This is a genomic window from Xanthobacter autotrophicus (genome assembly GCF_029991245.1).
In the GTDB taxonomy this organism is placed as follows: Bacteria; Pseudomonadota; Alphaproteobacteria; order Rhizobiales; family Xanthobacteraceae; genus Xanthobacter; species Xanthobacter autotrophicus_C.
Genome location: NZ_JAIVFO010000013.1, coordinates 1 through 11,266, shown reverse-complemented (window position 1 = coordinate 11,266; position 11,266 = coordinate 1). Strand labels below are relative to the sequence as shown.

At 69.5% G+C, this 11,266-nt stretch carries 8 protein-coding genes; 5 read left to right on the top strand and 3 right to left on the bottom strand.

The window, feature by feature from the left end:
* The first annotated feature begins 23 nt into the window (after positions 1-23).
* The 4 genes from K9U41_RS04285 to K9U41_RS04270 all read left to right on the top strand — a co-directional run bounded on the left by K9U41_RS04285 (position 24) and on the right by K9U41_RS04270 (position 5,840).
* Positions 24-1,529 (top strand): NADH-quinone oxidoreductase subunit C, encoded by a 1,506-nt coding sequence (locus tag K9U41_RS04285; protein WP_282639621.1) that lies wholly within the window; start codon positions 24-26, stop codon positions 1,527-1,529.
* Between the two features lie 8 nt (positions 1,530-1,537).
* The gene (locus K9U41_RS04280) at positions 1,538-2,050 is read left to right on the top strand and encodes an NADH-quinone oxidoreductase subunit B family protein (protein WP_282639620.1); all 513 of its coding nucleotides are present in this window, start codon (positions 1,538-1,540) and stop codon (positions 2,048-2,050) included.
* Between the two features lie 389 nt (positions 2,051-2,439).
* Positions 2,440-4,944 (top strand): alpha/beta hydrolase, encoded by a 2,505-nt coding sequence (locus K9U41_RS04275; protein ID WP_282639619.1) that lies wholly within the window; start codon positions 2,440-2,442, stop codon positions 4,942-4,944.
* Between the two features lie 8 nt (positions 4,945-4,952).
* A complete protein-coding gene (locus K9U41_RS04270; protein WP_282639618.1) occupies positions 4,953-5,840 on the top strand; it encodes an alpha/beta fold hydrolase in 888 nt (295 codons plus the stop codon).
* Positions 5,841-5,842: 2 nt separating this feature from the next.
* On the opposite strand, the gene K9U41_RS04265 is transcribed toward K9U41_RS04270, so the two are convergent.
* Genes K9U41_RS04265 through gspD form a run of 3 tightly spaced genes read right to left on the bottom strand, consistent with a single transcriptional unit; the run spans position 5,843 to position 9,250 of the window.
* On the bottom strand, positions 5,843-6,376 hold the full coding sequence (locus K9U41_RS04265; protein ID WP_282639617.1) for a tetratricopeptide repeat protein: 534 nt from the start codon (positions 6,374-6,376) through the stop codon (positions 5,843-5,845).
* Positions 6,377-6,396: 20 nt separating this feature from the next.
* The gene (locus K9U41_RS04260; protein ID WP_282639616.1) at positions 6,397-6,984 is read right to left on the bottom strand and encodes an A24 family peptidase; all 588 of its coding nucleotides are present in this window, start codon (positions 6,982-6,984) and stop codon (positions 6,397-6,399) included.
* Positions 6,985-6,997: 13 nt separating this feature from the next.
* Positions 6,998-9,250, bottom strand: coding sequence for a type II secretion system secretin GspD (gene gspD / locus K9U41_RS04255; protein ID WP_282639615.1), 2,253 nt, complete (start codon positions 9,248-9,250; stop codon positions 6,998-7,000).
* 447 nt (positions 9,251-9,697) lie between these two features.
* Between gspD and K9U41_RS04250 the strand changes: the two genes are divergently transcribed.
* A partial coding sequence (locus tag K9U41_RS04250; RefSeq protein WP_282639614.1) for a GspE/PulE family protein occupies positions 9,698-11,266 on the top strand: 1,569 nt, incomplete at its 3' end.

Below are 11,266 nucleotides of genomic sequence, written 5' to 3'. Positions count from 1 at the left end.
TGAAATTGCTCTAGGGGCGCACCATGCAAGCCTTCGCACAGCTTCTGGAAAGTGGCCGCGCCGGCCCCTGCCGGCCCTTTCCGCGCGCGCAGGTGAGCGCGGAACAGTGGACCACCCTCGCCGAACATCTGGCGGCGGGCGACCTGGTGCTCATGGGCCTGTGGGGCGATGCGGGCGCGGTGCACATGGCGCTGCTGGACGAGGCGTCCGGCCGGCTGGCCGTGGCCACCTGTGCCAGCGTCGGCGGTGCCTTCCCCTCGGTGGCGCGCCATCACCCGCCGGCGGCGCGGCTGGAGCGCACGGTGCGCGACCTCTACGGCCTCGTGCCCGAGGGCGCGCCCGACGATCGCCCCTGGCTCGATCACGGCCGCTGGGGCGTGCGCCATCCGCTGGGGGCGAACCTGCCGGCGGAACCTGAGGGCGACGCTTATCCCTTCCTCGCGGCGGAAGGGGAGGGGCTGCACCAGATCCCGGTGGGTCCGGTCCATGCCGGCATCATCGAGCCCGGCCATTTCCGCTTCTCCTGCTACGGCGAGACAGTGGTGCGGCTGGAGGCGCGGCTCGGCTACGTCCACAAGGGCATCGAGGGCCTCATGGCCGGCGCCGACGTGGCGCAGGCGGCGCGGCTTGCCGGGCGCCAGTCCGGCGACAGCACGGTGGCCTATGCGCTGGCCTTCTGCCGCGCGGTGGAGGCGGCGCGGGGGGTGAGCGTGCCGGCGCGGGCCCATGCCCTGCGCGGGGTGATGGCGGAGCTGGAGCGCCTCGCCAACCATCTCGGCGACATCGGCGCCATCTGCAACGACGCCGCCTTCGCGCTGATGCTGGCCCATTGCGGCGTGCTGCGCGAGAAGGTGCTGCGGGTCTGTGCCCGCGCCTTCGGCCATCGCCTGATGATGGATGGCGTCATCCCCGGCGGGGTGGCGGGGGATCTGGCGCGGGAGGGCGTCTCGTCTATCCGCGTGCTGGTGTCCGAGGTGCGCGCGGCCTTCCCGGCGCTGGTGGAGCTTTACGACAACACCGCCTCGTTGCAGGACCGCACCGTGGGCACCGGCTTCACCCGGCCGGATTATGTCCGCCAGTTCGGTGCCGGCGGCTTCGTGGGCCGCGCCTCCGGCCGTCCTTTCGACGCGCGGCGGGTCCTTGCCTATCCGCCCTATGACCGCCTGCCGTTCGAGGTGGTGGTGCGGACCGAGGGCGACGTGAATGCGCGGGTGTGGGTGCGCATCCGCGAGGTGGAGGAGAGCCTGGGCCTCATTGTGCGGCTGCTCGACACCCTGCCGGCCGGGCCGGTCGCGACCGAAGTCCCGCCGGGTCCCGGGGAGGGCCTCGCGGTGGTGGAGGGCTTCCGCGGCGACGTGCTCGCCTTCGTGGCGCTGGAGGCGGACGGGCGTGTGCGGCGGGCGCACCTGCGCGACCCGTCCTGGTTCCAGTGGCCGCTTCTGGAAACCGCCATCGAGGGCAACATCGTCGCCGACTTCCCCCTCTGCAACAAATCCTTCAACTGCTCCTATTCGGGCGTGGATCTCTAGGAGCCGCCATGCGCAAGCTTCTCCTCCAAGGGCTGTTGAAAGCCCCCCTCACGGAGCCGGCCCCGGAAGATGTGGCGGTGGACAAGCTCGCCGCCGAGCTGAATGCGGCGGCGCGCGCGCGGCTGGGGCGCAGCCTCTCCATCCGCGAGGTGGATGCCGGCTCGTGCAATGGCTGCGAGCTGGAAATCCATGCGCTGGGCAACGCCTTCTATGATCTGGAGCGCTTCGGCCTGCATGTGGTCGCCTCGCCGCGCCATGCGGACGTGCTGCTGGTGACCGGGCCGGTGGCCAAGACCATGGCCGAGGCGCTGAAACGCACCTATGACGCCACGCCCGCGCCCAAATGGGTGGTGGCGGCGGGAGACTGCGCCATCAACGGCGGCGTCTTCGCCGGCGGCTATGCCTGCGCCGGGGGCGTGGAGGCCATCGTTCCGGTGGACCTTCGCATTCCCGGCTGCCCGCCGACGCCGGTGGCGCTGCTGACCGGCCTGCTCGCGCTGCTGCGGGCCGGCCGCGGCTGAGGGCCGTCTGGCCGGAGCATTGGGCGTCCTTCGCCTCGGCATCGGCGCCGGGCGGCGTCGAAGGAGCGCAGCAGGGCGGGGCGCGGTGGGCCGAGCGCGGTTCGAAGACCTCCCTGTTCTCGAAGATTTCGGTGGCGAATGCTGCGGTGTTGCCGTTGAACACCGGTGCGTTGTGCGAGCGCCACTCGATCAGGCCGAAATGATTGAAGTGGGCCAAGTATTCGTGGATCGCAGTGGTTGATGCCGGGAGGACGGCAGATGAGCCGCGATCGGCAGCTCTGGCCCCATGCTCTGCCGACGCTTCCTCGCGTTGATGGCGCTTCCCTTGTGCCCCCGGCCGTGGTGTTCTCTCGCCAGCCGGCGACCGAAGACCGGCACTGGGAGACACCATGAGATACGTCCTTGCCCTTGGCCTCGCGCTCCTGGCGCAGGTCCCTCTGGCACAGGTCCCTTCGGCCCAGGCCGCGATGGAGCCGCGCAAGATCACGCCCACCTGCTCGCAGGAGCGGCTCTGCCATCTCAAGACCTTCTACGACATCGGCAACTTCAGGATCGGCGGCACCTACGACCTCGCCAGCCCTGAAAAATGGGCCAATGGCGGGGAGGGCGGCACCACCCTCGAATCGCTGGGCGCCGGTCCGCTGAAGACCGCCTACATCGCGCTGGGCACCCCGATCCGCAACGCGGCGGGGGAGATCACCAATGCGGTGGTCATCAATTCCTTCTATTCGGGCGACGCCACCGACATGTACGCCCAATGGGTGGAGGGCACCGCCCTGTCGGGGGGATCGGTGATCGGGCCGGGCCGGGCCATCGACACCAACCAGTATTATGTGGTCATCCTCGATGCGCTGGGCCTGTGGGGCACCTCCAAGCCGTCGGAGGGGCTGGGGCAGAAGTTTCCCCAATACAGCTACCAGGACATGGTGCAGGCCAATTACCGCATGCTGCGCGACCACCTGAAGGTCGCCCGCGCGGCACTGGTCACCGGCGCCTCCATGGGGGCGACGCAGACCTATGTCTGGGGCGTCATGCATCCCGATTTCATGAACGGCCTCATGCCCATCGGCGGCACCAGCCAGTCGGATGGCGCAGACCCGGTGGGCAACTGGACCTTCCAGCTCATGTCGGCGGCCATCGAGAGCGATCCGCAATGGCGGGCCACCGGCGGCAATTACTATGACCTGCCCAGGGACAAGCACCCCAACCAGGGCGTCGCCTTCGGCTGGTCGGTGCTGCTGCTCACCGGCTTCGACTTCCAGTTCCGCTCCCAGCAGGACTGGGCCAAGGTGCAGCCGGACGTGTTCTACTGGAACCCGCCCACGCCCCAGGCCGGCGCCAGCGTGAACAAGCGCGCCCTGCTGTTCGATGCGGTGGACCTGCTGTGGCGCAACCGCGCCGGCGAGCAATACAATATCAATGACCAGCTCAAGCGCATCACCGCGCGCACGCTGGTGATGCACATCGACAACGACCAGTGGCTCACCTTCGACCGGGCCAAGCGCACGGTGGACCTCGTGCCCGGGGCGGACTTCGTCCATGAGAAGAGCCCGGTGGCGCACTATGGCGTGTTCTCCATCCTGAAGAACCGGGAATTCGACCCCACCGTCGCCGGCTTCCTCAGTGATGTCTCGCGCCTCACCCGCGACCGCGACCTGGTGGCGAAGACCTACCGCACCCCCTCGGTGGCCGCGAACATCACGCCGGACAAGTCGTTCTGGAACACTTTCGTCACCTATCCTTTCCCGGTGAAGAAGACCACGGCCAAGGACTCACGCGGGATCGCGTGGGACGTCGGCTACATGGATGAATATGCCGGCACCGCGCCCAACCCGGACGTGCTGGTGATCATCCACGGCAAGGGCGCGTTCAGCGGCCACTACGGCAACATCATGCGCATCGCGCTGGAGCGCGGCCTGCGGGTGATCGCCGTGGACCTGCCGCACTACGGCATGTCCGGCCCCGGCAACCTGGACAAGAGCCCCGCCCGCACCATGCAGGAGATGCGGGAGGTGGTGCACGAGGTGGTGGTGAACCAGCTCAAGGTGCCAAAGGCTGCCTATCTCGGCCATTCCATGGGCGGGCAGATCGTGCTCGGCTATGCCCTCACCTGGCCCGACGCGGTGACCAAGCTGATCCTGGAAGCCCCCGCCGGGCTTGAGGAATATCCCCGCGAGGTGACGGTGGCGCCGGGCCTGAAGCTGGACCTGTTCGATCCCGCCTATGCCCACGACTTCGACAAGTGGAAGGCCACCTGGGACAAGACCGGCCTGCGCGAGCGGGAGAAGAACCTCACCGCCCAGCAGATCGACGATTTCTTCCACTTCCGCAGCCGCGATCCGGTGACCGGCGCGGTGAAGCCGCAGCGCTCGGGCTATTTCCTGCGCGACAGCGCATATGCCCGCCTGCACACCGCCCAGCGCATCGGCATGATCAAGGGTGATCCGCGCGAATTGCAGCAATGGGTGGATGTCTTCATCTTCGACATCTATGCCATGGTGGCTGAACTTCAGGAGAAGGACCCGGCGAGCCTCTACAAAAGGCTCACGGACATCAAGATCCCCATCTTCCTCGCCTTCGGCGACAAGGAGCCGTTCATCCCCGGCTATGCCTTCAACGGGCTGAACGACCTTTCGCGCCAGCTCATCCTGCCCTTCGTGCGGCGCATGGATGCGGCGGGCGGGGATGTGCGGGTGAAGGTCTATCCGGGCACCGCCCACTTCATCCACACCGACGAGCCGGTGGCATTCGCGCAGGATGTGGTGGACTTCATCGAGACTGGCCGCGTGCCCACGGCCTCGCCGGCGAGCATCGACCGGCTGGTCCACGGCGCGCCCGCGGATGCCGCGCCGCAGGCCGCCACCGCCGCCGCGCCCACCGGCCTCAACAAATAGGACCCGCCATGCCCATGTTGAAAGCAGGCGAGGTCACCCGCAAGGTTCAAGCGGGCGAGGTAAACCTCGCCTGGCGCGAATGGGGGGAGGGCGACACCGTCGTCCTCTTCATCCATGGCAACCTCGCGAGCAAGGAGTGGATCGAGCTGGCCGCGCCCCACTTCCCGCGCGGGGTACGCACCATCGCCATCGACTGGCGCGGCTGCGGCGACAGCGACAAGCCGGCCCCGCTGGCCGACTTCTCCAATTATTCCATCGCCCAGCATGCCGACGACATGCTGGCGGCGTTGGACGCGCTCGGTGTCTCCTTCTGCCACCTGGCCACCCACTCCACGGGCGGCATCATCTCCACCCGGATGATCCTGAAGCAGCCGGAGCGCTTCGGCCGGGTGTTCTCGCTCTCCCCGGTGGGGCCGCAGGGCCTTGCCTTCCGCCCCGAGCAGGCCGCCTTCTTCGGCCAGATGAAGGCGAGCAAGGAATTGACGCGGCAGATCCTGGCGGCCACCGCCATGAGCCTGTTCGAGCCGGAAAGCCTTGCCCAGGGACCGGCCCGCTTCAAGCCGGGTGCGGGGCCACGCGCCGGCCTGTTCGAGCGCATCGTGGACCAGACCATGGCGGTCTCCGACGGCATCTGGTTCGGCACGCCGGACACGCTGACCAAGGAAGCCAACAGCGGCGAGCTGAAGGCGCGCATGGGCGCCATCACCCATCCCCACCTGGTGGTCTGGGGCCTGTATGACGGCGTGATCCCCGAGCGCGACCTGAAGGAGATGGCGGCTGTGATGCCCGACTGCCGCCTCATCGCGGTGCCCGGCATCGGCCATTCGCTGAACCTGGAGGCGCCGGAGCTTTATGCCGGCTATTTCGGCGCGTGGTTCGGCGGGCTGGCGGGCTGAGCCTATGGCACCGGCAGGCGCGGCGCCGGCGCCCATTCGATGGCGAGGCGCTGGGCCACCGCGAGCTGGGCGGGACTCATCTTGGTGGCCACCGCATTGCGCAGCCGGGTGTAGACATCCCGCTCGCGTTTGGAGGCCCGGGCGGTGGCGAGGATGAGCCACTTCTGCGACAGCACCACATCGCGCGGCACGCCGTGGCCCTTGTCGTAGAGCAGGCCCAGCAGATATTGCGCCGTGGCCTCGCCCTGCTCGGCCGCGCAAGCGTACCAGCTGGCCGCTGCCACATAATTCTGCGGCACGCCCTTGCCGTATTCGTAGAGGAAGCCGAGCAGGCCCTGGGCGCGGGAGTCTCCGGCCCACGCCAGCGGCGTCAGCTCGGCGGCGGCGGCCTCGTAGTCGCCGCGGGCGTAGAGCGCGAAGGCGTGGCCGGTGGAGGGCGCGCCCGCGCCGGCGGGCATCGCGGGCAGGCCGAGGACGGCGGCGACGAGGAGCGCGGCCAGCATCCGGCACGGGGCAGAGGGACCCGTCAGCTTCATTGGCGCCTCCCGATCCTCCCTCACGTCAGCCCGACCGCCCAGCGGTCGAAGAGCCAGCCGATCCAGATGGCCGGCGCGAAGAACAGTCCGAACGGCAGCCGGTCCCGCACGCGCGGGGCGCGGCGGCCGGCGAGCCGCGTGATGCCATAGGCGAGGAGCCCCGCAAGCGCCGCGATCTCCACCACCACCGGCATGGCGGTGACGCTGAGCCAGACCCCCGCCACGGCCGCGAGCTTCACGTCGCCCAGCCCCAGCCCGTCGCGGCCGCGCAGCGCGCCATAGCCGACGCGGATGGCCAGGAAGACGAGGGCCAGCCCCGCCCCGCCGAGGATGGCCGCGACGAGGCCCTCCGCCGGCTCCGGTGCCGTGGCAGCGGCATGCGCAAGGCCGAGCAGCGCTCCCAGCGCGTTCAATGAATCGGGAATGATGAAGTGCCGTGCATCGATGACGGCGATGGCGGCAAGGACCGGCACCAGCGCTGCCGCCAGCAGGCCGCCGATGGACGGCTCGACGGCAAGGCTTGCCGCCATGGCGGCCACCACCACCGCCGCGAGGGCAGCCTTGCCGGCGGGGCCGGAGGCTGAAAGCTGACCGGCTGGAGAGGACATCACCATGGCCGCCTCACCGCGCGCCCAGCGGGGCCTGCGGGCCGCCGGGCAGGGTGGTGACGGTGCCGCGCAGCTTGGCGCGCAGCTCCTCCGCCACCGTGTGGGCATCCACATTGTCGCGGATGATCTGGGGGCGGATGAAGATGATCAGCTCGGTGCGCTTCACCGTGCCGGTGGTATGGGCGAAGGCGTCGCCCACGCCGGGGATCTGGTCGAGGATGGGCACGCCCTGGCGCACGCCGTTGTGGCGCTCGCTGATGAGGCCGGCGAGCAGCACCGTCTGCCCGCTCGTCACCGCGATGACGCTCTTCACCTTGCGCTGGGACACGGTGGGCGTGAGGCCGGTGGAGTTGCTGCTGGTCCCGCCGGAGGTGGTCTCCGACTGGGTGACGTTGCTGATCTCCTGCTCGATCTCCAGGCGCACCTGCCCGTTCACGTTCACCCGCGGCACCACATGCAGGATGATGCCGGTGTTCTTGTACTCGATGGTGTTGACCACGGTGTTGGACGACGACAGCACGGTGGCGCTGCCGGTGGAGACCGGCACCTCGTCACCCACCTGCAGCGTCGCCTTCTGGTTGTCCACCACCACCACGGAGGGATTGGAGAGCACCTTCACGTCGGTGACCGTGTGCAGGGCGTCGAGGATGGCGCGGGGCTGGTTTTCCTTGCCGATGAGGAGGTTGAAGCCCGGCAGCACGCGGTTGATGGCCTGGTCGGTGATCTCGCCGGATAGGGTGTTCAGCACCGAGCCGTTGTTGCGGCCGAGGCCGAGGTCCTTGCTGGTGAGATAGAATTGCACGCCGTAGGCCAGCGTGTCGTTCAGCGTCACCTCGGCCACGGTGGCCTCGATGGCCACCTGCAATTGCGGCTGGTCGAGCTGCATCAGGGTGCGCTCGATGATGCGGTAATTCTCCTGGCTGGCGAAGATCAGCAGCGAGTTGTTGACGGCGTCCGCGGTGATGCGGATGCCGGGCAGCAGTGCGCCGCCTCCACCGCCGCTCCCGCCGGAGCCGCCCAGCGGCGCGCCCTCGCTGTCGACGGCGGCGGCCTTGCCGCTCGTCCCGCCGGTGTCCTGCTTGGGCGGGGACTGGCCCAGCCGCTGCTGCACCGTGAGACCCGATCCGGACCCCGATCCATTGCCGTCCGACCCGCCGCCGGACGAGACCGAGGCGCCGGAGCCGGGCGCGATCTGGCTCGCGGCCTGATCGAGGCCGCTGGACGATCCGCCCGAGAACAGGTCGTTGAGCACCTTCGCCATCTGCTTGGCATCGCCATAGCGCAGGCGATAGACGCGCACCCCCGCCGTGGTGTCGGAGCGGTCGAGGCGGCCGATCCAGGTGGCGGCGGTCTGCAGCAGCTCCGGCTTTTTCGCCACCACCATGATGGCGTTGAGCCGGGTGATGGCCTGGAACTTCACCATCTTGTGGCTGAGCCCGCTGTCGCCCGCGTCCATCACGCTTTCCAGCTCGGCGATCAGCGGCTCGGGCGCGCTGTTGCGGACCGGATAGATGCCCACCGACTGGCCGCGCATCCAGTCGGCGTCGAACGAGAGCACGGTGTTGATGGCCGATTGCCGCTCCGCCCCGGTGCCCTGGATGATGAGCAGGTTGCGGCCGGGATCGGCGCGCACCGCGCCGGCCCTGGTGGCGAAGCTGTCGAGCAGCGGCATCAGCGCCTCGGCCGAGACATAGCGCAGCGGTACCACGGAGAGGCCGTAGCCCGGCTCCGGCCGCGAGGTGCCCACGTCGGCATTGCCGCCGCCCGCCGCCTCGGTGAGGGGCACGAGGCGATAGCCGGAGGCCTCGCGCACCATGGCCACGTTGTTGGTCTTCAGCGCGGTTTCGAGCACGTAGAGCAGCTCGGTCTTCGGCACCGGCCGGGCCGATGCGAGGGTGACCGTGCCCTGCACCCGCGGGTCGATGACGTAGCCCACGCCGAGGATGTCGCCCAGCACCACCTTGGCGACGCTGGTGACCGGGGTGTTGTCGAAGTTGAGGTCATAGCCGTCGGCGCCGCCGCTCACGCCGCCCCGCCCGGCCACCCCCACCTCGGAGCGGTCGGAGACCGGCGCTGCGGTGCTTGAGCCGAAATATTCGATGGCCTTGCGGTCGTCGGGAATATCCTGCGGGCCGGGGACGGGCCTGGTCTCGCGCGGCAGGAGGTCGATGGCGCGGACCTGGTCCATCACGCTCGGCGGCTTGACGTCGTCGGGCACCAGCGAGCACGCGGCCAGTGCCGTGGCGATGAGGATCGCGCACGTCAACAGCAGAGTGCCCGGTCGGGAGCCGAACCGGTTTGGCCGATCTTTCCGCACTTCCACCCGATGCCTCGATAGAACCAAGCTGCCGTTCGAGGTGGACGGCCCCGATCTCCGGACGAACGACACCTAGTATCGATGCCGTATGACAGAAATATTAGGGGCACCCGAAGTTGCGGAACGACTGGCCTTGCACGGGGTGCGGGACGGGACTGTTGCGGGACTGTCACGAAGTTGCCGCGAAACCTTCATGGGGCGACACGATGATGCGCCCGCCGGCGAGAGCGCGATCGGGCGGCAGGGCTGCGCCGCGTTCGACCGGGGTCCACCGAGGGACACCCGCGCGGGCTTTGGTCAAGCCCTGCCCGGCGGCATGAATCAAGGTGAGGCGCGACGGGTGAGCCAGGGCGAGCCAAGACGGGGCGGCGCGCCGTTCGGGCGACGGGGACGGGGATGACGGCCGACGGCGCGGGCGAATTCGTCGGCGATTTCATGGGCTATCTGGCGCGATGCGGGCTGCTGCGGCCGGGCGACGCCGTGCCGGTGCGTCTGGATGAGGTGGCCCCCGCCAGCGCGCACTCTCCCGCGCAGGCCGGGTCGGAGGGCACAAAGGCCCTGCGCAAGCTATGGGAATCCACCGAGCTAGCGGCCGGCGATTTCGCCGATGCGGTGGCCGCCTTCTATCACCTGCCGCGGGTAAGCCTGCCCGAGTTGATGGCGGCATCTGCGCTGGTGTCGCACTTCTCGCCGCGGTTCCTGCGCGAGATGACGGCGCTGCCCTATCGCGGCGCCGATGGCGCAGCCCGCCTCGCCGTGGGCGATCCCACCGACGGAGCGGTGCGCCGCGCCGCCGAGATCGCCTTGGGCGAAAAGGTGGCGCTTGTGGTCGCCTCCTTCGAGGACATCGCCACCGTGCTCACCGAGCGGCTCGGTGGGGATGAGGCGCCGGCGGCGGGGATCACGGAGGCCGGCAGCGCGCGGGCCGACGACGATATCGACAGCCTGCGCGATCTCGCCAGCGGCGCGCCGGTGGTGCGCGCGGTCAACGACCTGCTGGAAAAGGCCATGGAGCTGCGCGCCAGCGACATCCATATCGGCCCGTTCCGGGGCACCATCGAGGTGCGCATGCGCATCGACGGCCTGCTGCGGGTGGTGCCCGCGCCCGCCGACGTGCTGCCGCAGGCGGTGATCTCGCGCATCAAGATCCTCGCCGGCCTCGACATCGCCGAGCGCCGCCTGCCGCAGGACGGTGCGGCGCGCCTCAAGCTCGGGCGCTCGGAGATCGACGTGCGCGTGGCACTCATGCCCACCCAGCACGGCGAGGCGGCGGTGATCCGCCTCTTGCCGCGCGACCGGGGCCTGTTGAACATGGACAAGCTCGGCCTGTCGCCGGGCGATGCGGAAATCCTCAAGCGGCTGCTGGCGCTGCCCCACGGCATGGTGGTGGTCACCGGCCCCACGGGATCGGGCAAGACCACCACGCTCGCCACCATCCTCTCCATCCTGAACGAGCCGACGCGCAAGATCCTCACCATCGAGGACCCGGTGGAATACGAGATCAAGGGCGTCTACCAGTCGCAGGTGAAGCCCTCCATCGGCCTCACCTTCGCCGCTGCCCTGCGCTCGTTCCTGCGCCACGACCCGGACGTGATCATGGTGGGCGAGGTGCGCGATCCGGAGACGGCGCACATCGCGGTTCATGCGGCGCTCACCGGCCATCTGGTGCTCACCACCCTCCACACCGACACGGCGGCGGCCTCGGTGCCGCGCCTGCTGGACCTGGGGGTGGAGGGCTTCCTGCTGAAATCCACCTTGCGGGCGGTGATCGCCCAGCGGCTGGTGCGCCAGCTCTGCGACCGCTGCAAGCGCCCGCGCACCCTCACGGCGATGGACGTGGCCGATGACCCGCGCTTCTCGGCGCTGGGCTTTGCGGCCGGGGAGACCGTCTACGAGCCCAAGGGCTGCGAGCGCTGCGGCGGGGCGGGCTATCGCGGGCGGGTGGGGGTGTTCGAGATCCTGACC

Bases quoted from the DNA above. Each gene is read 5' to 3' on its own strand.
- K9U41_RS04285 (WP_282639621.1), top strand. From the start codon at position 24: ATGCAAGCCTTCGCACAGCTTCTGGAAAGTGGCCGCGCCGGCCCCTGC.
- K9U41_RS04280 (WP_282639620.1), top strand. From the start codon at position 1,538: ATGCGCAAGCTTCTCCTCCAAGGGCTGTTGAAAGCCCCCCTCACGGAG.
- K9U41_RS04275 (WP_282639619.1), top strand. From the start codon at position 2,440: ATGAGATACGTCCTTGCCCTTGGCCTCGCGCTCCTGGCGCAGGTCCCT.
- K9U41_RS04270 (WP_282639618.1), top strand. From the start codon at position 4,953: ATGCCCATGTTGAAAGCAGGCGAGGTCACCCGCAAGGTTCAAGCGGGC.
- K9U41_RS04265 (WP_282639617.1), bottom strand. From the start codon at position 6,376: ATGAAGCTGACGGGTCCCTCTGCCCCGTGCCGGATGCTGGCCGCGCTC.
- K9U41_RS04260 (WP_282639616.1), bottom strand. From the start codon at position 6,984: ATGTCCTCTCCAGCCGGTCAGCTTTCAGCCTCCGGCCCCGCCGGCAAG.